The organism is Muriventricola aceti (assembly GCF_025567565.1).
GTDB classification, from domain to species: Bacteria; Bacillota; Clostridia; order Oscillospirales; family Oscillospiraceae; genus Lawsonibacter; species Lawsonibacter aceti.
The window spans coordinates 147,965-168,701 of the sequence record NZ_JAOQKF010000003.1; the positions used below are offsets into that span (position 1 = coordinate 147,965).

Annotated in this window: 27 protein-coding genes and 1 tRNA gene; 19 read left to right on the forward strand and 9 right to left on the reverse strand. The window is 58.4% G+C overall.

Annotated features, from left to right (window positions below; genetic code table 11):
* The first annotated feature begins 42 nt into the window (after positions 1–42).
* The 9 genes from OCV64_RS04775 (at position 43) to rplL (ending at position 6,884) form a co-directional block, all read left to right on the forward strand.
* Positions 43–2,607 carry a heavy metal translocating P-type ATPase gene (locus OCV64_RS04775; protein WP_262669451.1) on the forward strand — a complete coding sequence of 855 codons (2,565 nt, stop codon included), beginning with the start codon at positions 43–45 and terminating at the stop codon, positions 2,605–2,607.
* Positions 2,604–2,867 carry a metal-sensing transcriptional repressor gene (locus OCV64_RS04780; RefSeq protein WP_147571064.1) on the forward strand — a complete coding sequence of 88 codons (264 nt, stop codon included), beginning with the start codon at positions 2,604–2,606 and terminating at the stop codon, positions 2,865–2,867. The genes OCV64_RS04775 and OCV64_RS04780 overlap by 4 nt, the downstream gene beginning before the upstream one ends.
* Positions 2,868–3,257: 390 nt before the next feature.
* Entirely contained in the window at positions 3,258–3,425 is a 168-nt protein-coding gene (rpmG, locus tag OCV64_RS04785; RefSeq protein ID WP_008980220.1) for a 50S ribosomal protein L33, read from the forward strand.
* 39 nt (positions 3,426–3,464) lie between these two features.
* Positions 3,465–3,761, forward strand: a complete 297-nt coding sequence (gene secE / locus OCV64_RS04790) for a preprotein translocase subunit SecE (protein ID WP_147571063.1) — start codon at positions 3,465–3,467, stop codon at positions 3,759–3,761.
* Between the two features lie 11 nt (positions 3,762–3,772).
* On the forward strand, positions 3,773–4,297 hold the full coding sequence (gene nusG, locus OCV64_RS04795; RefSeq protein ID WP_147571062.1) for a transcription termination/antitermination protein NusG: 525 nt from the start codon (positions 3,773–3,775) through the stop codon (positions 4,295–4,297).
* A 171-nt stretch (positions 4,298–4,468) separates the two neighbouring features.
* Entirely contained in the window at positions 4,469–4,894 is a 426-nt protein-coding gene (gene rplK / locus OCV64_RS04800; RefSeq protein WP_147571061.1) for a 50S ribosomal protein L11, read from the forward strand.
* 12 nt (positions 4,895–4,906) lie between these two features.
* Positions 4,907–5,599 (forward strand): 50S ribosomal protein L1, encoded by a 693-nt coding sequence (gene rplA / locus OCV64_RS04805; RefSeq protein WP_147571060.1) that lies wholly within the window; start codon positions 4,907–4,909, stop codon positions 5,597–5,599.
* Between the two features lie 272 nt (positions 5,600–5,871).
* On the forward strand, positions 5,872–6,429 hold the full coding sequence (gene rplJ, locus OCV64_RS04810; RefSeq protein ID WP_186852242.1) for a 50S ribosomal protein L10: 558 nt from the start codon (positions 5,872–5,874) through the stop codon (positions 6,427–6,429).
* 77 nt (positions 6,430–6,506) lie between these two features.
* Entirely contained in the window at positions 6,507–6,884 is a 378-nt protein-coding gene (gene rplL, locus OCV64_RS04815) for a 50S ribosomal protein L7/L12 (RefSeq protein WP_147571058.1), read from the forward strand.
* A 55-nt stretch (positions 6,885–6,939) separates the two neighbouring features.
* Here rplL and OCV64_RS04820 read toward each other — a convergent pair whose 3' ends face one another.
* From OCV64_RS04820 to asnA, 4 genes are all read right to left on the reverse strand, one after another.
* Entirely contained in the window at positions 6,940–8,475 is a 1,536-nt protein-coding gene (locus tag OCV64_RS04820) for an oligosaccharide flippase family protein (RefSeq protein ID WP_262669452.1), read from the reverse strand.
* A 125-nt stretch (positions 8,476–8,600) separates the two neighbouring features.
* Positions 8,601–9,008: a CD1247 N-terminal domain-containing protein gene (locus OCV64_RS04825; protein WP_147571057.1), complete on the reverse strand. Its 408-nt coding sequence runs from the start codon at positions 9,006–9,008 to the stop codon at positions 8,601–8,603.
* Between the two features lie 77 nt (positions 9,009–9,085).
* Positions 9,086–9,649: an elongation factor P gene (gene efp, locus OCV64_RS04830; protein WP_147571166.1), complete on the reverse strand. Its 564-nt coding sequence runs from the start codon at positions 9,647–9,649 to the stop codon at positions 9,086–9,088.
* Between the two features lie 118 nt (positions 9,650–9,767).
* Positions 9,768–10,781 carry an aspartate--ammonia ligase gene (gene asnA / locus OCV64_RS04835; RefSeq protein ID WP_147571165.1) on the reverse strand — a complete coding sequence of 338 codons (1,014 nt, stop codon included), beginning with the start codon at positions 10,779–10,781 and terminating at the stop codon, positions 9,768–9,770.
* A gap of 299 nt (positions 10,782–11,080) precedes the next feature.
* Here asnA and OCV64_RS04840 point away from each other — a divergent pair, with 299 nt between their 5' ends.
* From OCV64_RS04840 to OCV64_RS04875, 8 genes are all read left to right on the forward strand, one after another.
* Positions 11,081–11,506, forward strand: coding sequence for an RNHCP domain-containing protein (locus OCV64_RS04840; RefSeq protein WP_262669453.1), 426 nt, complete (start codon positions 11,081–11,083; stop codon positions 11,504–11,506).
* 110 nt (positions 11,507–11,616) lie between these two features.
* Positions 11,617–12,069: a DIP1984 family protein gene (locus tag OCV64_RS04845; protein WP_147571055.1), complete on the forward strand. Its 453-nt coding sequence runs from the start codon at positions 11,617–11,619 to the stop codon at positions 12,067–12,069.
* Positions 12,070–12,289: 220 nt separating this feature from the next.
* Entirely contained in the window at positions 12,290–13,048 is a 759-nt protein-coding gene (locus OCV64_RS04850; RefSeq protein ID WP_262669454.1) for an exodeoxyribonuclease III, read from the forward strand.
* Positions 13,049–13,072: 24 nt separating this feature from the next.
* Positions 13,073–13,594 (forward strand): NAD(+) diphosphatase, encoded by a 522-nt coding sequence (locus tag OCV64_RS04855; RefSeq protein WP_186852238.1) that lies wholly within the window; start codon positions 13,073–13,075, stop codon positions 13,592–13,594.
* Between the two features lie 30 nt (positions 13,595–13,624).
* Positions 13,625–14,491 (forward strand): methylenetetrahydrofolate reductase [NAD(P)H], encoded by an 867-nt coding sequence (gene metF, locus OCV64_RS04860; RefSeq protein ID WP_262669455.1) that lies wholly within the window; start codon positions 13,625–13,627, stop codon positions 14,489–14,491.
* Positions 14,492–14,577: 86 nt separating this feature from the next.
* Positions 14,578–15,261, forward strand: a complete 684-nt coding sequence (locus OCV64_RS04865; protein WP_147571051.1) for a TVP38/TMEM64 family protein — start codon at positions 14,578–14,580, stop codon at positions 15,259–15,261.
* Positions 15,262–15,357: 96 nt separating this feature from the next.
* On the forward strand, positions 15,358–15,777 hold the full coding sequence (locus OCV64_RS04870) for a Fur family transcriptional regulator (RefSeq protein WP_147571050.1): 420 nt from the start codon (positions 15,358–15,360) through the stop codon (positions 15,775–15,777).
* Positions 15,774–16,316, forward strand: coding sequence for an NADH peroxidase (locus OCV64_RS04875; RefSeq protein ID WP_240286761.1), 543 nt, complete (start codon positions 15,774–15,776; stop codon positions 16,314–16,316). Before OCV64_RS04870 ends, OCV64_RS04875 begins: the two co-directional genes overlap by 4 nt.
* 48 nt (positions 16,317–16,364) lie before the next feature.
* On the opposite strand, the gene OCV64_RS04880 is transcribed toward OCV64_RS04875, so the two are convergent.
* Entirely contained in the window at positions 16,365–16,826 is a 462-nt protein-coding gene (locus OCV64_RS04880) for a low molecular weight protein-tyrosine-phosphatase (RefSeq protein WP_262669456.1), read from the reverse strand.
* A gap of 94 nt (positions 16,827–16,920) precedes the next feature.
* On the opposite strand from OCV64_RS04880, the gene OCV64_RS04885 reads away from it, so the two are divergent.
* Positions 16,921–17,009: transfer RNA gene (locus OCV64_RS04885), tRNA-Ser, on the forward strand.
* A 540-nt stretch (positions 17,010–17,549) separates the two neighbouring features.
* A complete protein-coding gene (locus tag OCV64_RS04890; RefSeq protein WP_262669457.1) occupies positions 17,550–18,002 on the forward strand; it encodes a helix-turn-helix domain-containing protein in 453 nt (150 codons plus the stop codon).
* 80 nt (positions 18,003–18,082) lie between these two features.
* Here OCV64_RS04890 and OCV64_RS04895 read toward each other — a convergent pair whose 3' ends face one another.
* The 4 genes from OCV64_RS04895 to OCV64_RS04910 all read right to left on the reverse strand — a co-directional run bounded on the left by OCV64_RS04895 (position 18,083) and on the right by OCV64_RS04910 (position 20,629).
* A complete protein-coding gene (locus OCV64_RS04895; RefSeq protein ID WP_262669458.1) occupies positions 18,083–18,715 on the reverse strand; it encodes a hypothetical protein in 633 nt (210 codons plus the stop codon).
* A 44-nt stretch (positions 18,716–18,759) separates the two neighbouring features.
* Positions 18,760–19,536, reverse strand: coding sequence for a hypothetical protein (locus tag OCV64_RS04900; RefSeq protein ID WP_262669459.1), 777 nt, complete (start codon positions 19,534–19,536; stop codon positions 18,760–18,762).
* Positions 19,537–19,583: 47 nt separating this feature from the next.
* The gene (locus tag OCV64_RS04905; RefSeq protein WP_262669460.1) at positions 19,584–20,306 is read right to left on the reverse strand and encodes a hypothetical protein; all 723 of its coding nucleotides are present in this window, start codon (positions 20,304–20,306) and stop codon (positions 19,584–19,586) included.
* An 80-nt stretch (positions 20,307–20,386) separates the two neighbouring features.
* Entirely contained in the window at positions 20,387–20,629 is a 243-nt protein-coding gene (locus OCV64_RS04910) for a hypothetical protein (protein WP_262669461.1), read from the reverse strand.
* Positions 20,630–20,737: the final 108 nt, after the last annotated feature.

The window sequence follows — 20,737 nt, forward strand, 5'->3', positions numbered from 1 at the left end:
ACCCCATATGGGCGGAGGGGGACAGCGCAACGAGGTGATACGATGAAGCAAAAATTCAATATCACAGGCATGACCTGTTCCGCCTGCTCCGCCCATGTGGAGAAGGCGGTCAGCAAGATGGAGGGCGTCAGAAGTGCCGCGGTCAGTCTGATGACCAACTCCATGGTAGCGGAGTACGACGAAGGTGTCGTCACGGCACAGGATATCATTCAGGCGGTCACCGCCTCTGGCTATGGCGCCTCCCTGCCCCAGGAAAAAGGAAAGGCGGCTGCCCCGCAAAAAGATGACACCATGGAGCGGGAGCTGGCCTCTATGAAGCGTCGGCTGATCTGGTCCTTCGTCTTTCTCATTCCCCTATTCTATATCTCAATGGGCCACATGATGGGCGCTCCCCTGCCTGCCTTCCTGCTGGGACATGAGAACGCCGTAGCCTTCGGGCTGACCCAGCTGCTCCTTACTCTGCCTATCATGTATCTCAACGATAAGTATTACAAGGTGGGCTTTAAAACGCTCTGGCATCGGGCGCCCAACATGGACTCCCTGATCGCCGTGGGCTCCATCGCCGCGGTTATCTATGGCGTGTTCGCCATTTACCAGATGGGCTATGGACTGGGCCATGGGGATATGGAGCGGGTGGCCCGCTACCACATGGACCTGTATTTCGAGTCTGCTGGAATGATCCTGACCCTGATTACCCTGGGGAAATTTTTGGAGACCCGCTCTAAGGGCAAGACCAGCCAGGCTATCACCCGCCTGATGGACCTGGCGCCCAAGACGGCCTCTGTCCTTCGGGGCGGGGTGGAGGTGGAGATTCCCGTGGAAGAGGTCCAGGTGGGGGACCGAGTGGTGGTCCGGCCGGGCCAGTCCATCCCAGTGGACGGCGTGATCGTAGAGGGCCAATCCGCTGTGGATGAGTCTGCCCTCACCGGGGAGTCTCTCCCTGTGGACAAATCTGTGGGGGATAAGGTGGCCGCCGCTTCCATCAACAAATCCGGTTTCTTTACCTTTGAGGCCAGCCGGGTGGGGGAGGATACCACTCTGGCTCAGATGATCCGACTGGTGGAGGAGGCTTCTGCCTCCAAGGCTCCCATCGCCAAGCTGGCGGATAAGGTAGCCGGCGTCTTTGTCCCGGTGGTAATGCTGATCGCCGCGGTCACCGCCGTCGTTTGGCTGGTTGTCACCGGCGGGGACGTGACAAAGGCTCTCACTGCCGGCGTGGCGGTGCTGGTCATTTCCTGCCCCTGTGCCCTGGGGCTGGCCACCCCCGTGGCCATTATGGTGGGGACCGGAAAGGGAGCGGAAAACGGCATCCTCATCAAATCCGCTGAGGCGCTGGAGACCCTCCACACCATTGATACGGTGGTACTGGACAAGACCGGCACCCTGACTCAGGGGAAGCCGGTGGTGACCGATATCCTGCCGGCGGCTGATCTGGAGGAGGACGGCCTGCTGACCTTGGCAGCCTGTTTGGAGGGGCCGTCGGAACATCCCCTGGCTGCCGCCATCGTAGAGGAGAGCAGGGGCAGGAAATTGCCCATCACTTCGGTAGGCAACTTTGAGGCCGTCCATGGCCGAGGGGTGCGGGCAACCATCAGAGACCGATACTTCCTGGGGGGAAACCGGGCGATGATGGAGGAGGCTGGAGTGGACCTGGCCGAATTTGGGGTCCAGGCGGACACTCTGGCCGCCCAGGGAAAGACGCCTCTGTACTTTGCGGACGGGGAGCGGGTGCTGGGCCTTATCGCGGTAGCGGACACCCCCAAACCCTCCAGCGCGGCCGCCGTGGCAGCTTTTCGGACGCTGGGACTGGACGTGGTTATGCTTACCGGCGACAACCGGCGTACTGCCGACGCCATTGGCAAGGAACTGGGGGTGACCCAGGTGATGGCCGAGGTTCTGCCCCAGGACAAGGAGCGGAAGGTGAAGGAGCTCCAGGATCAGGGCAGGAAAGTGGCCATGGTGGGCGACGGCATCAACGACGCCCCCGCCCTGGCCAGGGCGGACGTGGGACTGGCCATCGGAGCCGGGACTGACGTGGCCATCGAAAGCGCGGACATCGTGCTGATGAAGTCTGACCTGCTGGACGCGGCCTCCGCGGTGGAGCTGTCCCGGGCCACCATCCGAAACATCAAAGAAAACCTGTTCTGGGCATTTTTCTATAACTCGCTGGGTATTCCTCTGGCTGCCGGTGTATTTTATACCACCCTCCATTGGCAGCTCAATCCCATGTTTGCCGCTGCCGCCATGAGCCTAAGCTCGGTCTGCGTAGTGACAAATGCCCTGCGCCTGCGCTTTTTCAAAAGCAAATTCAAATCCCCGCCCACAGAGGAGCGGAGCGCCCGGGAGGGAGCCTGCCCCCTGGAGATAAAGGAAACAGAGCAAGGAGGAACAGAAACGATGAACAAGACCATGATAATCGAGGGCATGATGTGCGGCCACTGCACCGGACGGGTGGAGAAGGCCCTGTCCGCCATTGACGGAGTGGACAAGGTAGAGATGAGTCTGGAGGATAAGTCCGCCGTTTTGTCCCTATCTAAGGAAGTGGATGACAAGGTGCTCACCGACGCCGTCACCGAGGCAGGCTATGAGGTGGTGTCTGTCAAGTGAAGGCAGACCACGCCCAGGTGAACCGGCTGCTAAAGACCGCCCGCGGGCAGATTGACGGCATTTTGAAGATGGTGGAGGAGGACCGCTACTGCCTGGATGTATCCAGCCAGATCATGGCCGCCCAGTCCATCCTGAAAAAGGCCAACCGGATGGTGCTCAGGGCCCATATGGACTGCTGCGTCCGGGAGGCGGCCGCCTCCGGCGACCCGGACGCCAAGCTGGAAGAGCTGGCTGCCCTGCTGGATAAGCTGACGGACTGAAGCGAATATTTGAGTAGACTGCGGCGGCGGGTCCTACAAATAGGGGCCCGCCGCCCATCCCGTTTCTTACCTTAACTTATAAAAAATAAAAAATAGCTTGACGAATAGCGGGAAAGATGATATAGTATCCCATACCTGTGAAAAGGGGCTTTTTTGTCGTGCGCATTTTTACGGTGTTTGACGTCCGACCCCCTTGGCCATACTTGGAACACAGGGAGGCAACAGAGCCGGATCCCACCGTAGACCATGGCGTATTGCGCCCTTGTGTCGCTGGATCTGGCAATATGGCCGGGTCCGGCGTTTTCTGTTTTAGGAACGCTTTTTCTCCCGTCCGACTCAACGCGGGCCGCTGCGGCGGTCCCTGTAAATTCAAAAGGAGGTGCCGAACAAATGGCAAGCAAAGCCGGCGCGCGCATTAAGATCACCCTGCGGTGCTCTGAGTGCAAGCAGAGAAACTACAACACCATGAAGAACAAGAAGAATACCCCTGACCGCCTGGAGCTGAACAAATACTGCCCCTTCTGCAGAAAGCACACCGTCCACAATGAGACCAAGTAATTGGAGCCTCACAGGCTGAAAGGAAAGAAGGGTAGCAACATGGCTGAGAACGAGAAGCTGGAGCAGACTGCCCAGACTGCTTCTGACAAGGCCGACAAGGCCAAGAAGGACAAGAAGTCCGAGAAAAAGTCCAAGCCCGGCGTCTTTGCCCGCATTGGCAAGTGGCTCAAGGATATGAAGAGCGAGCTGAAGAAAGTCCAGTGGCCCACCCGCAAGCAGACGGTCAACAACACCCTGATCGTCATCGCCTGTGTGGTCGTGGTTGGCATCTTTATCTGGCTGTTTGACCTGGTGGCCAACAAGGGGATCGGCCTGATCCTTTCCCTGCTGGGCTGAGGGCGCGGACTATGGCTGACAACGCGAACTGGTATGTGGTACACACCTATTCCGGGTATGAGAATACGGTGAAGGCCACCATCGAGAAGTATGTGGAGAACCGCAACATGAGAGATCTGATCCACGAGATCAGCATCCCCATGGAAACGGTTACCGAGATCACCGACAACGGTCCCAAGGACGTGGAGCGGAAGGTCTTTCCCGGCTATGTCCTGGTCAAGATGGTGATGAACGACGAGACCTGGCACGTGGTGCGCAATATCCGCGGCGTCACCGGATTTTTGGGCGAGGGCAATAAGGCCATCCCCCTGTCTGAAGACGACGTGGCTGCCCTTGGGGTGGAGAAGCGCGAGATCGTAGTCAGCTATCAGCTGGGCGACACGGTCAAGATCACCGAGGGCGCCCTGGAGTCCTTCCTGGGCACCGTGGAAGAAATTGACCTGGAGCGCGGCAAGGTTCGGGTGGTAGTGTCCATGTTTGGACGCGAGACCCCCGTGGAGCTGGAGCTGGACCAGGTGGAGCCCGCAAATTCCTGACAATGACCGACTGGACGCAGGATGCGGCGGCTATGGCGCGCCGCATGCTTCAGGTTGGGTCATAAATGGCGCACCAGGGTCGCCGCGCCCTACAAAAGCGGCCCGCACAAGTGGGAGGAGCGATTACCGCTCCGCCAAACGACCACATTTTTCAAATGGAGGTGCTCTTTCGTGGCACAGAAAGTAACTGGATATGTAAAACTTCAGATCCCCGCCGGCAAGGCGACTCCCGCCCCCCCTGTTGGCCCCGCTCTGGGCCAGCACGGCGTGAATATCGCCGCCTTTACCAAGGAGTTCAACGAGCGCACCAAGAACGACGTGGGTATGATCATCCCCGTTATCATCACCGTATATGCCGACCGCTCCTTTACCTTTATCACCAAGACTCCTCCCGCCCCCGTGCTGATCAAGAAGGCCTGTAATCTGGAGAAGGCCTCCGGCGTGCCCAATAAGAACAAAGTGGCCACCATCAGCAAGGAAGACGTCCGCAAGATCGCCGAGATCAAGATGCCCGACCTGAACGCCGCCTCCATCGAGGCCGCTATGAGCATGATCGCCGGCACCGCCCGTTCCATGGGCATCCTGGTGGGCGAGTAAGGAGGGTTAGAGATGTTTAGAGGTAAGAAATATCAGGAGAGCGCCAAGAAGATCGACCGCAACGCTCTGTACGATACCGCCGACGCCATGAAGCTGGTCGTCGATACCGCCACCGCTAAGTTCGATGAGACCGTGGAGCTCCACGTGAAACTGGGTGTCGACTCCCGCCACGCTGACCAGCAGGTCCGCGGCGCCATCGTTCTGCCCCACGGCACCGGCAAGACCCAGCGCGTGCTGGTCTTTGCCAAGGCCGCCAAGGCGGACGAGGCCAAGGCTGCTGGCGCTGACTACGTAGGTGAGATGGACCTGGTGGAGAAGATCCAGAAGGAAAACTGGTTCGACTTCGACGTGGTAGTGGCTACCCCCGACATGATGGGCGTGGTAGGCCGTCTGGGTAAGGTGCTGGGCCCCAAGGGCCTGATGCCCTCTCCCAAGGCCGGCACCGTCACCATGGACGTGACCAAGGCCGTCAACGAGATCAAGGCCGGTAAGGTGGAGTACCGTCTGGACAAGACCAATATCATCCACTGCCCCATCGGCAAGGTTTCCTTTGGCCCTGAGAAGCTGGCTGAGAACTTCAACGCCATCATGGGCGCCATTGTTAAGGCCAAGCCCGCCGCCGCCAAGGGCCAGTATATCAAGAGCTGCACTGTGGTATCCACCATGGGCCCCGGTGTGAAAGTCAACGGCGCCAAGCTGATGTAAGACGCGCGCGTACCGCTGGGAGGACCTGGTCCTCGATTTGGCGGCTGCGCTGTGCCCCAATTTTGTTTGTCATGCCCGGACAGGTTTTGCTTGACAAGGCCTGTCCGGGATGATAAAATATCATTCGCGTTCAAAGACAGCAGGTTCCGGCCCGCCGGAGTAAGTCCTGCCGAGAGTGCTTTCAAAAGAATACCTTTTGATGGTACTGTCCTCCTGTCTTTTGACCGGAGGTTTTTTGTTGCGCGGAAACAATTTCTGGAGGTGAATCCAAAATGCCTAACGCAAAGGTCCTTTCTGAGAAGCAGGCTGTTGTGGCCGCTCTGACGGAGCAGCTGAAGGGCGCCGCCAGCGGCGTGCTGGTGGATTACAAGGGTATCACCGTTGCCGAGGACACCGCTCTGCGCGTCGAGCTGCGCCAGAACGAGGTGCAGTATGGCGTGGTGAAGAATACTCTGGCCCGGTTCGCCCTGAACAATGTGGGCCTGGAAAGCCTGGATGAGGTGCTCAACGGCACCACTTCCCTGGCGACCAGCGCCGGCGACCCAATCGCTCCCATGCGTGTGGTCAACAAGTACGCCAAGCAGCTGGGCGATCGCTTCAACATCAAGGGCGGCTTCATGGATGGCAAGGTGCTGTCCCTGGAGGAGATCCTGGCTCTGGCCGAATTGCCCGCTAAGGATGTTCTGCAGGCTCAGGCTCTGGGCATGATGCTGGCTCCTATCACCAGTCTGGCTATCGTGCTGAAGGCCATCGCCGAGAAGGGCGGCGAAGCCGCCCCTGCTGCCGAGGAGGCCGCTGCCCCCGCTGAGGAAGCCCCTGCCGCCGAGTAAGTCGGCGTACCTTTCCCCGCTCCCCGGTGGGGAGAAAAAATTTAGATTTTGATTACACAATTAGGAGGTAAATTATCATGGCAAGTGAGAAGATTACTGCTCTGATCGAGGAAGTCAAGGCTCTGACCGTGCTGGAGCTGTCCGAGCTGGTCAAGGCTCTGGAGGAGGAGTTCGGCGTGTCCGCCGCCGCTATGGCCGCTCCCGCTGCTGGCGGCGCTGCTGCTCCCGCCGCTGAGGAGAAGACCGAGTTTGACGTGGTTCTGGCCAGCTTTGACGCTGCTGCCAAGATCAAGGTCATCAAGGCCGTCCGCGAGATCACCGGCCAGGGTCTGGCCGAGGCTAAGGCTACCGTCGAGGGCGCTCCCAAGGCTCTGAAGGAGGGCGTGTCCAAGGACGAGGCCGAGGAGCTGAAGAAGAAGCTGGAAGAGGCCGGTGCCAAGGTCGAGCTGAAGTAAGCTGTCCCCATGCATTTAAAAGGACTGCCGCTTTTTGCGGCAGTCCTTTTTTCGTTTACCACTTGACCCGCAGTGTATCCCGCAGGCTGACTCCCTGGGCATGAAGAGCGGCCAGGTAGAGGACCAGAGCGAAGGCTAGACTGCCCAGCCCAGCCCAAAGGGGAGGAAGCCCGCTGGCCTTTAGATACCGGAGCAGAAGATTGGTGTTCAATGCGGCCAGGAGAGAGGCCAGCCCAGGGGCAGTCATCCAGCGGAAGAGCTGGGGCCGCAGACCTGTGTGCCGTAGAACAAGAGACAGGCACAGGACAAGCTCCAGCGCGGTGGATACCAGAGCTCCGGCCACATAGCCTTTCATTCCAAGGCCAGGCAGGGGGATCAGAACCAGAGTGCAGGCCAGCTGCACCCCACCACCTAGCAGGGAAACAGCGGCCACCTCCTTCTGGCGGCCAACCCCATTGAGGACGGCGGCCAACACGGAGCAGTAGCAACTCATGGCGGTGGTAACAGCCAGAGGGATCAGGTGCTCTCCTACGCCATCCTGCTTGAACATGAGCCGGCCCAGGTCAGGGCCCAGCACCACCATCAGAGCCATGGCAGGCAGAGTGAGGACAGAGACGGCGGCCATGGCTCGGGAGGACAGCCGCCGCACCTCACCCGGCCAGTTTAAGGCGCAGGCCCGAGCCAGACGGGGGACCAGGACCAGATTGAGGGCGCCCAGAAAGACAATGGGAAGGGAGAGCATGGGCATGGTCATGCCACAGACCACACCGAATTCGGAGATGGCCGCCGACCGCTCCATCCCTCCCTCTACCAGCTTCTGGGGAATTAAAGTGGCGTTGGCCGCTCCCATCAGGTTGCCCAGCAGGGCGTTGGCCCCTACAGGCAGGGCAATGGAGAGCACTCGCTTCCGGCGGATTCGGGCGGTTTCCCCCGGCCCGTTCAGCCCTAAACGGCCTAACCGACGGCGGTACAGGACGGACAGGGTGCAGGCGGAGAATACCTCGCAGATCACCATCCCCAGGACGATAAGCCCGACCACCCGCTCCGGATACTGAGGCAGAAAGAAGAGCAGCAGTCCAAGCACCGCTGCCGTCCGGATGAACTGCTCCACTAGTTCGACGATGGCCGGCGGCCGAACCAGCCCCGCCCCATAAAAGAAGTGCTTGTGTAGATTTTCCACACCGGTAAGGGCAACACAGGGGACCAGCAGAATAAGACCTAGCTGGGTCCTGGCGTCCCCCAACAGCTCCACAGAGATGGGGTCGGACAGCCAGATGACCAGCGCGCCTAGAGGGAGCAGAAGGAGAAAAAAGGCCCGCAGGCAGGTGCCCATTGTCTGGGACAGCCCCCTACGGTTGCCCAGGGCCAGATACTGGGAGGTAAGGTTAGACATGGCGGAGGTCAGGCCAATGGCGGTCAGAGAGAGAAGGACCGAATACACTGGCATGATAAGCTGGTATAGCCCCATGACTTCCGCCCCTACGGCCCGAGACAGGGCCACACGGTAGCCGAAGCCCAGTATCTGGGATACCGCGCCTACAGCGGTGAGGAAGAGCGCCCCCTTGCCCGCCGACAACATTTTTTCGCCCAACGATGATCACCCCTCCCTGTCACTCTATTCGCGGGGAGGGCGCTTCATGACCAAAGGAAAAAAGGAGGCGCGCCGTCTGGCGCGCCTCCTCGGCCGCTTTTTGAACGGGAGAGAGGGGAAGGGGGTTACTCCTCCTCGTCAGCCTCCACCACATCGTCGCTCAGGTCCAAAGAGAACTTGGACTGACAGTTGGGGCACTGTATAAAGCCCTCCGCCAGAGCCTCATCGTCGATGATGAGAGGCTCCTCACAGGTGGGGCACTCCACCTCAAACCAGTCGTCGTCGTAGTCCTCCTCGTCGTTCTCATCCTCGTCAAAGACCACGGACTCCACATCAGCCAGGTCATCGGACAGCACATCGATCTCCTCTCCCAGAGCCAGAGCGTTCTCCTCCAGGTCCTCGATGGACAGGCCGACCTCCTCCAGAATGCCGATCATCACAGAGATGAGCTTTCCCTCCTTGGACTTCTCGGTATCCAAATTCAGGCCCTCGGCCAAACCTTTGAGATAGGCGACTTTTTCGGAAATAGTCATAATCGTTCTCCTTTTCAGGCGGCGGGGACAAACCCCGGCCTACGGTTGTTAGGTGGGACTCACGACGGCTGGGACACTTAACCCTTGCAACGCTCCAGATACTCGCCGGTGCGGGTGTCAATCTTGATTTTGTCGCCAGGATTGATGAACAAGGGGACCTTGATTTCGGCACCGGTCTCCAGAGTAGCGGGCTTGGTCACATTGGTAGCAGTGTCACCCTTGAAGCCGGGATCGGTTTCGGTGACCACCAGCTCAACAAAGTTGGGGGGTTCCACGCCAAAGACGCTGCCCTTATAGGACATGACCTTGCAGGGGGTATTCTCCATAACAAACCGGAAGGAGTCGCCCAGCAGATCCTTGCTGATGGGCAGCATATCAAAGGTCTCCATGTCCATGAAATAGTACAGGTCGCCGTCGTTGTAGCTATACTCCATGTCCTTGCGCTCCACGAAGGCCTGCTCAAATTTGGCGGTGGGATTGAAAGAAGTTTCGGTGACACCGCCGGTGATGATATTCTTCATCTTGGTGCGGACGAAGGCGGCGCCTTTGCCGGGCTTCACGTGTTGAAACTCGACTACCTGCATGACCTTTCCGTCCATTTCAAAAGTCACGCCATTGCGGAAGTCGCTGGCAGAAATCATTGCCATAGGAATCATCCTCCATTATCGTTGAAATAAGCTGATTTATTTTACCCTATTTTCCCTGCTTTGACAAGGGGTTTCCTGGGATTTGATGAAGCGGGCCGGTAAATTTCTCCCATTACAGCAGGATGACGCCGGCCTCCTCGGCGGCCTTGAGGTTGGGCTCATCCCAGAGAGAGCTCTGGACCTCTCCGATATGGGCCTTGCCTAACAGGGCCATAGACACCCGGGACTGCCCGATGCCGCCGCCCATAGTCAGAGGCAGCTCGCCGTTCAGCAGCATTTTGTGGAAGGGCAGGCCGCGCCGGTCGTCACAGCCGGCCAGAGCGAGCTGCCGGTCCAGCGCCTCAGGGTCTACCCGGATGCCCATGGAGGACAGCTCCAGAGACTGACCGTTGACGCTGTCCCACACCAGCAGGTCGCCGTTAAGGGACCAGTCGTCATAGTCGGGCGCCCGACCGTCGTGAGGCTGGCCGGAGCGGAGCTTGCCCCCGATGCCAATGAGAAAGGTGACGGGATGCTCCTGGGTGAAGGCGTGCTCCCTCTCCTTGGGGGTCAACTGGGGGTACAGGTCCTCCAGCTCCTGGGAGGTGATAAAGGTCACTTCACGGGTCAGCTTGGGCAGGACGGACAGCTGGGGAAACACGGTGTGGAGGAAGGACTGGGTCTCGGCCAGGGCGCCCACGATGGAGCGGACGGTCTGCTTCAAGAAATCCAGGTTCCGGTCCTCTCTGGAGATGATTTTCTCCCAGTCCCACTGGTCTACATAGGCGGAGTGGAGGGCGTCCAGTGCCTCGTCTCGACGAATGGCGTTCATGTCGGTGTACAGCCCCTCACCCACCTGGAACTGGTAGCGTTTCAGGGCCAGGCGCTTCCACTTGGCCAGGGAGTGGACCACCACCGCGGTTTCCTGACAGCCATTGATGTCAAAGGACACGGGCCGCTCTACGCCATTCAGGTCGTCATTCAGCCCGGAGGTGGAGGAGACGAACAGGGGGGCGGACACCCGGTGGAGGCGGAGAGCACCGGACAGCTTATCCTCAAAGAGCCGGTTGAGTAGACCGATGGCCTTCTGTGTTTCATAGATGGACAGCAGGGAAGTATAACCCTGGGGGATGTGGATTTGAGGCATGGTGGCAGGGTCCTCCTTTTTCAATCGAATCTCCCTTATTATAACGAATTATTTGCGGGAGCGCAACGGCGTTTTTTACAGTTTTATTACGATTTTGTTTCTGAACTTGCCTTTTCCACTCACTTTACAGTATAATGGCGGTGTTGCGGCCGCGGCGACGACAAAAATAGAAAACGAGGAAACCAAGATGAATTATCATTATGATTCGGAGCTTGTGGGTTAAACCGGGAGGTTTGCGCCCAAACGCTTCGCGCGCCTCCCAAAAGAACACATGATATCTTTTAGGAGGAAATATCCCCATGAATCGGGAAAATAAACGGAAAATATTTGAAAAAGGCTACTATAAGACACATCCCTGCCGAGATAGCTTTACCTGTAAGGTGTGCGGCTGGCTGGTGACGCCGGAGGCGGCGGGCAGCGATCACCGCAACCACTGCCCCAACTGTCTGTCCAGCCTGCATATGGATGAGGAGCCTGGGGACCGGGCCGCCGAGTGTGGTGGCGTGATGGACCCCATCGGGGTCTGGGTCCGGAAAAACGGAGAGTGGGCGGTCATCCACCGGTGCCGCCGGTGCGGTAAGCTAAGTTCCAACCGGTCAGCAGCGGACGACAACCCTGTGAAGCTTATGTCCATCGCGCTGAAACCCCTTGCTATGCCTCCGTTCCCACTGGAGCGTATAGAAGCGATTACCACCCTCATGGGCGGAGAGGACAGGCTTTTGTAACGGCCCATTTCAGAGCGTCCGCTTCGGCGGGCGCTTTATTTCATCTCTTGCCAAACAAGACCGCCATGGCTATAATGATAACCATAAAAAATGACAAGGAGGATCCCGCCATGAAACTGGCAGAGGCCCTGCAGGAACGGGCGGACCTGAACCGTCGTATCGAGCAGCTCCGAAATCGGCTGGAGAACAGCGCCCTCGTCCAGGAAGGAGAGCGCCCTGCGGAAGCTCCCGAGGTGCTTCTGGAGGAACTGGAGCACTGCGCCGCTAGGCTGGAGGAACTGATGGTCCGCATCAATCTTACCAATAGCAGAACGATGGTGGATGGTCTCACCCTTACGGAACTGATTGCGAAAAAGGACTGCCTGTCCCTGAAAATCAGCGTGTACCGGGATCTTCTTCAACAGGCGGGGCAGACCACCCGCCGGGCAACCCGCTCTGAGATTAAGATTCTCAGCACAGTAGACGTGGCCCAGTTGCAAAAGGACACTGATCGGATGGCCCAGCAGCTGCGCCTTTTGGATAACAAGCTGCAGCAGACCAACTGGTCCACAGAACTGTCATAAGCTGACAAAGGATAGTTTCCGGAGCGAGTGCGATCTCTTTGGCTGAGAATGAGCCAACCATTGGTATGCGTCCTTGGGCGGACGCGGGGGTTCGATTCCCCGGCTTATCGTAATGCCCCGACTGCGCATGACCGCATTGTGATCTGGCATCACGCACAACCCAGCACTGACCGGAGACGAGGGTGGGTACGGGGATTTTTGAACAACAGAGGAGCAAACAATGAAATTTATATCCTGGAATGTGAACGGGCTGCGGGCCTGTATGAAAAAAGGCTTTTTGGACTTTTATCAGGAGCGGCGGCCGGATTTTCTATGTCTGCAGGAGACCAAGATGGAACAGGGACAGGCGGATGTCCCCATTGGGGAGGGTCTCCTGGAATACTGGAACTCCGCGGAGAAGAAAGGGTACTCCGGAACCGCCGTGTTTACCCCCCATACCCCCATCTCTGTGGCCTACGGTATGGACAAGGACCTCCACGACCACGAGGGGCGGCTCATTACACTAGAGTATGAGGGGTTCTATCTGGTGTGCTGCTACACCCCAAACTCCCAGGATGGCCTGAAGCGGCTAGACTACCGGATGGAGTGGGAGGACGACCTGCGGGATTACCTTAGCTCTTTGGACAGGCAAAAGCCGGTCATCTACTGCGGGGACTTGAACGTGGCCCACCAGGAGATCGACCTGAAAAATCCAAAGACCAACCGGATGAACGCGGGGTTCTCCGACCAGGAGAGGGAGAAGATGACGATTCTGCTCTCCTCCGGCTTTACTGACACGTTCCGATTCCTCTATCCCGACGCCACCGGGGCCTACTCCTGGTGGTCCTATCGGTTCAATGCCCGGAAGAACAACGCGGGATGGCGTATCGACTACTTTATCGTATCCGACCGCCTGCGGGATAAGATCCGCCGGGCGGAGATTCTCGCTGACGTAGAAGGCAGCGACCACTGTCCGGTGCTGCTGGAGCTGGACGTATGATATTAAGACGGAGAGGGAAACGCCATGCGATTTGAATACTGCCCACACTGTGGGACGAGAGCCGTCCAAAAGGAGATTGGGGACGAGGGGCTGATGCCATGGTGCGACCGCTGCAAGCGGCCTCTATTTGACATATTCTCCACCTGTATCATCGCTCTGGCGGTGGACGAAGAGGGGAATGTGGCCCTTCTGCGCCAGGGGTATATCTCCACCCGGCACTATGTGCTGGTGTCCGGATATATAAAGCCGGGAGAGAGCGCCGAGGAGTGCGCGGCCCGGGAGATTGGGGAAGAGCTGGGCCTTGCGGTCCGGGGGCTCCACTTCACCGGGACCTACTGGCTGGGAAAAAAGGATATGTTGATGATCGGCTTTGTGGCAAACGTCCACCGGGAGGAGTTCCACCTCTCCCAGGAGGTGGACCAAGCGGTCTGGGTCACTCCAGAGGAGGCCCTGACTATGGTAAACGCCCATCCGGCCATTTCCCACCAGGTGGTGGAATATTACGTGGACCATCGGGAGAGCCTGACGCCCTCTGTTTTGGCCTAGTGCACATCAACAGAAAGGAAGAGAATTTCCATGAAGTTAGCAGAATTATTTGGGAAGGGGCGCACGGTTTTCTCCTGTGAGGTGTTTCCCCCTAAAAAGACTAGCCCAGTAGATAGCATCTACAAGACGTTGGACGGCCTGCGGGACATCCACCCAGACTTTATTAGCGTCACCTTCGGGGCGGGAGGGTCCCAGGTGAACCAGTCTACACGGGAGATCGCCGGACTGATCCAAAACCAGTACCACATCCCGGCCATGGCCCACTTGACTTGTGTGGCGGCCGGCAGGGAGGACGTGGACCGGCTGCTGGAGGAGCTGAAGGCCGAAGGGGTGGAGAACATCCTGGCGCTCCGGGGGGACGTGAATCCAGATATCCCGCCCAAGACAGACTTTGCCCACGCCAGCGATCTGGTGTCCTATATCCGCGCCCACAGCGGCTTCGGAGTGTCTGCCGCCTGCTACCCCGAGGGACACCTGGAGAGCCCTGACCTGGTCAGCGATATTCGCCACCTGAAGGAAAAGGTGGATGCCGGGGCCCAGCATCTGGTCAGCCAGCTGTTCTTTGACAATGAGGATTTCTTTCGCTTCCTGGAGCGGGCCAGGATTGCCGGCATTGATGTGCCTATTGAGGCCGGCATCATGCCCGTGCTGTCCAGGTCCTCCATCCAGCGGATGGTGTCCATGTGCGGCGCCAGCCTGCCCAGCAAGCTGACCCGTATCCTAGCCCGGTATGGCGACCATCCGGCTGCCCTGCGGGAGGCTGGCATCGCCTATGCCATTGATCAGATCTCCGATCTCATTGCTGGAGGAGTGGAGGGTATCCACCTGTATACCATGAATGACCCCGCAGTAGCCCAGCAAATTGCCGGCAGCCTGACCTCCATCCGGTCGGTGTAGGATTTTAACAATTTTTAAGGAAAACTACCAGATATCCTAATTTTCCTGTGGTAGGATGAGGAAAACCACAGGAGAAGGCGGTCGTCATGAAGAAGAAAAAGCAGAGTTTGATCCTGGTCCTCGCCCTGCTGCTCCTTTTGGGAGGAGGGCTGTTCCTGTACCGAAGCGGCTTTTTTCAGGCAGCAACCTCAGCAGAAGGGCTGCAGGAGTATATCCGCCGGTTCGCTCCTTATTCACACCTGATTTTTTTCCTGCTCCAGTTCCTGTCAGTGGTACTGGCTCCGATTCCCAGCAATATCAGCGCCGCAGCCGGGGGTGTGCTCTTTGGTACCTGGCCTTCCTTCTGGCTCACTTTTGGGGCAGTGATGGCCGGCTCCCTCCTGGTCTTTTGGCTGGCCCGGGTGCTGGGCAGAGATTTTGCTGACCGGCTGGTCAGCCGAAGGCTGTCAGACCGCTACCAGGACGTGATTCGAGCGAAAACGGATATCTTTCTGCTGCTGGCTTTCCTGTTTCCCTTCTTTCCGGACGATGTGCTGTGCATCCTGGCAGGCCTGACAGAGATCCCGTTTCGCAGGTTCGCGCTCATTGCGCTGTGCGCCCGCCCTTGGGGCCTGCTGTTCGCCAGCGCATTAGGTGGCGCCTCCCTCCGGCTGCCGCTGTGGGCTATGGCCCCTATCGGACTGGGCGGCCTGGCTCTCTTTCTGCTGGGGATGAAGTACGGGGACCGGGTGGAAGCAGAGATTTTGCGCCGGCTAAAGCGGGGAGGATAAGAGATAAAAAATTTTTGGGACTGGGTCTTTACAAACTCAGTCCCATATGTTATGATTAAATAGAAAACGATAATTACTATTGTTAGGGGGGCGGATATGGAACGGTCCATTCGATACAGTAAAAAGAGAGAGGCCATCCTGGCCGCCATTCAGGGCACCAGCTGCCATCCCTCCGCCGAGTGGATCTACCAGCAGTTGAAACCCAGCCATCCCGACCTGAGCCTGGGCACCGTGTACCGCAATCTCATCTTCTTTCAGGAGAGAGGCGATATTCGGAGCGTAGGAGTCATTCAGGGACAGGAGCGTTTTGACGCCGTTGTCACCCCCCATAGCCACTTTGTTTGCGAATACTGCGGCGCGGTCATCGATTTGCCCCATCTTACTTTGGACAGTGAGATGGACCATGCCGTCAGTCAGCAATATGGGCTGATGGTCTACCGCCATGAGCTCACCCTGCATGGACTTTGTCCCGACTGTATAAAACAGAAAAAAAGTAAGGAGGAAACACGATCATGAAAAAGTTTGTTTGTACCATTTGCGGTTATGTCCACGAGGGCGACGCTGCCCCTGAATTCTGCCCCATCTGTAAGGCTCCTGCCGAGAAGTTCAAGGAGCAGGCTGGTGAGAAGACTTGGGCCGCCGAGCACGTTGTGGGCGTGGCTCAGGGCGTGGACGAGGAGATCATCAAGGGCCTGCGTATGAATTTTGAGGGCGAGTGCTCTGAGGTCGGTATGTATCTGGCCATGGCCCGTGTGGCTCATCGGGAGGGGTATCCTGAAATCGGCCTGTACTGGGAGAAGGCCGCCTATGAGGAGGCTGAACACGCCGCCAAGTTTGCCGAGCTGCTGGGCGAGGTGCTGACCGACTCCACCAAGAAGAACCTGGAGATGCGTGTGGACGCTGAGAACGGCGCCACCGCCGGCAAGTTCGAGCTGGCCAAGAAGGCCAAGGAGCTGGGGCTGGACGCCATCCACGACACCGTGCACGAGATGGCCCGCGACGAGGCCCGTCACGGCAAGGCTTTTGAGGGCCTGCTGAAGCGCTACTTCGGCTAATTAAGAAAAGAGTGACAGAGGGTGGAGTGTTGTGCTCCACTCTCTGTTTTATTTCGTACCGGTAAAGTGAGCTAATAACCCCTTACAGCCGGCTAAAACGTCCCGGAAGGTGCTCTCAAAGTCGCCTGTATACCAGGGGTCCGCGATGCCCTCTCCAGAACGACCCGCAAACTCCAGCAGCAGGTGGAGTTTTTCCTCTGGGTCGCCGCCTAAGATATAGGACATATTGCGGAGATTGGTGCGGTCCATGCCAATGAGAAGATCATATTGGCTATAATCTTCCTGTGTCAGCTGCCGGGCCGTCTTGCCGGCACAGCTGATGCCATGTTCCGCCAGCTTGCGCCGGGCAGGAGGATAGACTGGATTTCCCAGCTCTTCCCTGCTGGTGGCGGCAGAGGCAATATGAAACTTCCCACCAAGACCAGCATGTGTGACCAGATCCCTCATAATAAATTCCGCCATGGGGCTACGGCAGATGTTGCCGTGGCATACGAACAGGATACGATACATGGTTTGTCCTTTCCTGGAGAGAGAACAAGAAAGTGCTTGATTTCTCCCCAATAGTTTGATATCCTATCACATAGACTTAAATGTGAATCCAAATGGAGACGTATCGAAGTGGTCATAACGGGGCTGACTCGAAATCAGTTTGCGGGCAACCGCACGTGGGTTCGAATCCCACCGTCTCCGCCAGCTCGTCGCAAGCGTCATATCGCTTGCGATGAGCTTTTTCCTTCCAGGACAAAGCTCATCGCGCGCTCATTCTGCTGCTTCTCGCTTCCAAAGCGCAACCGCTTGCGCTGGGTTGCGCTTTGGGGCTGCCGCACGGCAGTTTTGTTTTATCAGGGAAAAAATATCGATTTTAACCGCCCTTTCCAAGTCGGAGCAAACGTTATATCGTTTGCTCCGACGTCTTTTTATGCCTGTGGCAAAAGAGACGTCATTTGTCCGCTCTCCTATGCCAACGGTTTCAAAAGTCAGGGGGGCTCATAGTTCACCTTACCACCCAGCTATTATTCTGGCGGGAAATACCGTTTGACACTGGTATGAGCAGTTCCTATTTTACCAGGAAGGACTATGGTGTCAATAGGAACAGAAGATAGGGGCAGCGACGACAACAAGAGAAGGCCGTCCACATGAGTACGTGGACGGCCTTCGCATACCTCTTTCCAATGAGGAAAAAAGGAGGTATAATAGGCTCTGGAAGACAACAAAACCAGGAGGGAAATGACCATGATCACATTGGCACAGCGAATCGAGGAGTTGAGGACCCAGCGGGGAATGAGCCGGCCTGGCCTTTCCGCAGCTCTGGGCCTTCCTAAGAACGCCATTGAGAAGTTTGAAACGGGCCGCCAAACACCCAACCAGGAGCAGCAGGAGAAGCTGGCCACCTACTTTGGCGTGTCCATATTTTACCTCCGGGGAGAGAGCGACGACCGTACCCGTCAAGAAAGCTGGCTAGAAGGCGCGTACCAGGAGGACCCGGTCCAATCTCCCCCTCCCAGGCGGGAGCCTCGGAATTCCGCCCAGTCTGTGGGAGGAGAGGGAACTGTGTTCGATTCCTTCCTGCGAAGTGCTCCCTTTCAGGAGCTGGTGCGGACGATGGTACTAGAAGTGCTCCGCTCTCCCGAAGGGCAGGAGCTCTTGTCTCGGACTGTCCGTCGGGAGCTGGACAGACAGAACTGAAGGCGCTCTGATTTCGGCGGAGCAAGGGCGTTTCCTCCTGATACTGGAGGAAACGCCCTTTTCTCTTCCGTTGGCGAAGCTCACGCTGCCCCTCCCTTCTGCGCCCGCTGGAGGGACTGGAGCAGTTGGCTATCGTCTGGGGCAGACAGAAGCTCCACTGCCAGGGCTAGGTCCTGCTCCGCTTGAGCGGACTCCAGCAGGGTGTTTTGGAGCTGCTGGTAGAACTGGGTAAGCGCCTGCCCCGTCAGCTGGTTCGCTGCTGCCTGTTGGAGCAGAGAATCCTTACGACCACGGAGCTGGTCCCGGCGTGCCTCCAGCTGCCCCTTTTGCTGGGTCAAAAAGGCGCGTAGGGAGGAGGCCAGCCGCCCCAGTGCGGGGGAAAGGGGGACGGCGGAACGGGACGGAAGTTCAGAGGGAGAGGGGGCTCCATCCGAGGGCGGAGCAGGAACAGGAGCTGGGGCGGAGCCCGCCTGTACCTCTGGCCTGGGTGTAGGGAAACAGTCAAAGGGCCGCAGAGGGGCGGGGGTGGACTTGGTCTTGGCGGCGGGTTCCATCTGCCAGCAGCTGCCGGCCATGGCAGGGCGCTTCATCACTTCCCTGACTTTATCCAGAGTGAGCGTGTCGGCCCGGTCTGGGCAGTCGGTCCGGCCGCCAGGGACCTGGGCCGCATAGTAGCGCTGATTCCGGTCCTTCAGCGTGTAAAGTGTATCCATCTAAAAAACCTCCATTCAAATCAAATCATCACCGGGTGTGGGATTCAGGCTACGGGGCACAGGGGTCTGCCCCAGGCCTTAAGATTGGCCTGATCCCGGGATACGCCGCTGATCTGGAATAGGATCTGGTCACCCGCTGCCGCCTGCCAGCCATCCGGGCGGGGGGAGATGGCATTGAAGCCGGGAAAGATCTGGAAGAAAATAGAGGCGTTCCGAGTGCCCACGACACGTGCCGGGAAGATCAGGCCGGGCTCCAGCTCCTCCAGGAAGGGATAGTTGAGGTAGTTCTCATCCTGGGGGGAGCGGAACCAGAGCCGCTGATGGGGAGAGGAGTTGGCGAAACAGACAGGGAGCAGGTCGCCCACGGAGACCTCCTGCCCCTCTGTGGGGCGGTAAAACTCCCGGAGGAGGATGGCGGGCTGATCCTCCACCATCAGAAAGAAGCCCTGCGGGGAGATGCCCATTACCCGGCCCTGGTAGACTTGGCGGCGGTCGGGATGAAGGAAGAGGCGGTCATAGATCAGCTCCTGGGCCCGCCGGCGGGAGGCCGTCAGGCTGCCGTCTTCCTCAAGCCCGCGGAGGACCACCCGGAAGCCCGGCTGCAGGTCCCGGATGGACACGGGCTTATTCAACCGGTCCACCTGATTGGCGGGGACGGAGCACATCAGGGGCTCCGAAAAGCCGGGCACATCCACCAGGGCCAACAGAGAAGGGAGATGCTCCTCGGAGCGTAGGTACTTGAACAGCTTGGCGGGCAGCATTGCCTCCTGACTGATCAGAGTTTGGAGCTGGAGCTTCTGCTCCTGGGTGTAGTTTCTCATCATAAAACTCCTTTCTGTATACAAAAAATGAGGATAGAGGGATAGAATCAAGCGGTGTGGAGCTGTTCAGGGACCAACTGAGGTAAAAGCTCATACTCCACAGAGCAGGAGAGGAGTGTCTGCCAGCGATGGAAGCCGTCCTGGGGGGAGAAATCGGAGCGGAGGAGGGGGGTGTCCCCAAGCAGCAGCTTCAGCTGGGACAGCATCTGAGGGGGCAGAACAGCCCCCACAAGGTCGGCCATAGGCAGCAGAGGGAGCAGGTCAGCTACATCCCGGATGGGGAGGGGGTACTGGAGGACCGTCACTGGCCCGCAGTCGGCCTGGAGAGCGTCCAGGGCCGGCTGAGAGAGCTGGTGGCGGGACAGCCAGAGAAAGACACGGCCAGACGCGGGGGGAAGGGAGAGCTGGGCGGCGGGAAGCTCCTCCACGTCGCAGCGGAGCAACCTGCGCCAGCCCACAAACCGCTTTTCGTACTCGTCTTCCGGCAGCCCGCTGCAGTAGCCGGGGACCTTGCGCCCGGTGGCGATTCTCTGGGAGGCCCGGAACAGGACCGGAAAGCGGCCGGCGGCGGTGCGGAAAACCTGGGCGGCCTTGGGCAGAGGAAGATTGACTACCAGAGATTCCACCCGGCTACCCCGCAGCTGGAGCTGCTCCTCCAGCGATTCCGGCTCCATAGGCCGGATGAGAAGGGGCGCTCCGGACCGCTGGCAGAGGTCCTGGTACTCCTCCTGGTGGATGGGAGAATGAGAGATCCAAAAAATTTCTTTCATATCTATAACCTCCTTAAATGTATCATATTGGGACGGAATGGGGGAAGTCAGGCGGCGGCTCCTCCAGAGGCCGGCATTGACTAGGGGAGGGGGTCCAGAAAGGAGAGGGAAAGAACGTCCCACTGGGCCAGGTCCATAGCCTGGAGGGCGGTCCGCAGGCAGCGGTAAAAGCCCTCCGTCAGCCTGGGGTCTAGGTCGTGGGTCTGGTTGTAATCTAGTAACTGCTGGAGCTGCTCCTGCCGGCGGTCCAGCTCCAGATGGGCTTGAACACTCTCGCGCCGAACCATGGCGGCGATGGAATGGGACAGAGGAGAATGGTCCATAGCAACCTCCTTTCTTTCGACGGATGCCGGGCCGCTGTGACTTACAAAGTACTGTCCGGCTCCGGGAGCGGGAGAGAAGGGAAACAGAAAAATTATTTTTCCCACCGC

Coding starts and splice junctions, on each gene's coding strand:
- OCV64_RS04775 (WP_262669451.1), top strand. CDS start 43: ATGAAGCAAAAATTCAATATCACAGGCATGACCTGTTCCGCCTGCTCC.
- rpmG (WP_008980220.1), top strand. CDS start 3,258: ATGGCAAGCAAAGCCGGCGCGCGCATTAAGATCACCCTGCGGTGCTCT.
- secE (WP_147571063.1), top strand. CDS start 3,465: ATGGCTGAGAACGAGAAGCTGGAGCAGACTGCCCAGACTGCTTCTGAC.
- nusG (WP_147571062.1), top strand. CDS start 3,773: ATGGCTGACAACGCGAACTGGTATGTGGTACACACCTATTCCGGGTAT.
- rplA (WP_147571060.1), top strand. CDS start 4,907: ATGTTTAGAGGTAAGAAATATCAGGAGAGCGCCAAGAAGATCGACCGC.
- rplJ (WP_186852242.1), top strand. CDS start 5,872: ATGCCTAACGCAAAGGTCCTTTCTGAGAAGCAGGCTGTTGTGGCCGCT.
- rplL (WP_147571058.1), top strand. CDS start 6,507: ATGGCAAGTGAGAAGATTACTGCTCTGATCGAGGAAGTCAAGGCTCTG.
- OCV64_RS04825 (WP_147571057.1), bottom strand. CDS start 9,008: ATGACTATTTCCGAAAAAGTCGCCTATCTCAAAGGTTTGGCCGAGGGC.
- efp (WP_147571166.1), bottom strand. CDS start 9,649: ATGATTTCTGCCAGCGACTTCCGCAATGGCGTGACTTTTGAAATGGAC.
- asnA (WP_147571165.1), bottom strand. CDS start 10,781: ATGCCTCAAATCCACATCCCCCAGGGTTATACTTCCCTGCTGTCCATC.
- OCV64_RS04840 (WP_262669453.1), top strand. CDS start 11,081: ATGAATCGGGAAAATAAACGGAAAATATTTGAAAAAGGCTACTATAAG.
- OCV64_RS04845 (WP_147571055.1), top strand. CDS start 11,617: ATGAAACTGGCAGAGGCCCTGCAGGAACGGGCGGACCTGAACCGTCGT.
- OCV64_RS04850 (WP_262669454.1), top strand. CDS start 12,290: ATGAAATTTATATCCTGGAATGTGAACGGGCTGCGGGCCTGTATGAAA.
- OCV64_RS04855 (WP_186852238.1), top strand. CDS start 13,073: ATGCGATTTGAATACTGCCCACACTGTGGGACGAGAGCCGTCCAAAAG.
- metF (WP_262669455.1), top strand. CDS start 13,625: ATGAAGTTAGCAGAATTATTTGGGAAGGGGCGCACGGTTTTCTCCTGT.
- OCV64_RS04865 (WP_147571051.1), top strand. CDS start 14,578: ATGAAGAAGAAAAAGCAGAGTTTGATCCTGGTCCTCGCCCTGCTGCTC.
- OCV64_RS04870 (WP_147571050.1), top strand. CDS start 15,358: ATGGAACGGTCCATTCGATACAGTAAAAAGAGAGAGGCCATCCTGGCC.
- OCV64_RS04875 (WP_240286761.1), top strand. CDS start 15,774: ATGAAAAAGTTTGTTTGTACCATTTGCGGTTATGTCCACGAGGGCGAC.
- OCV64_RS04880 (WP_262669456.1), bottom strand. CDS start 16,826: ATGTATCGTATCCTGTTCGTATGCCACGGCAACATCTGCCGTAGCCCC.
- OCV64_RS04890 (WP_262669457.1), top strand. CDS start 17,550: ATGATCACATTGGCACAGCGAATCGAGGAGTTGAGGACCCAGCGGGGA.
- OCV64_RS04895 (WP_262669458.1), bottom strand. CDS start 18,715: ATGGATACACTTTACACGCTGAAGGACCGGAATCAGCGCTACTATGCG.
- OCV64_RS04900 (WP_262669459.1), bottom strand. CDS start 19,536: ATGAGAAACTACACCCAGGAGCAGAAGCTCCAGCTCCAAACTCTGATC.
- OCV64_RS04905 (WP_262669460.1), bottom strand. CDS start 20,306: ATGAAAGAAATTTTTTGGATCTCTCATTCTCCCATCCACCAGGAGGAG.
- OCV64_RS04910 (WP_262669461.1), bottom strand. CDS start 20,629: ATGGACCATTCTCCTCTGTCCCATTCCATCGCCGCCATGGTTCGGCGC.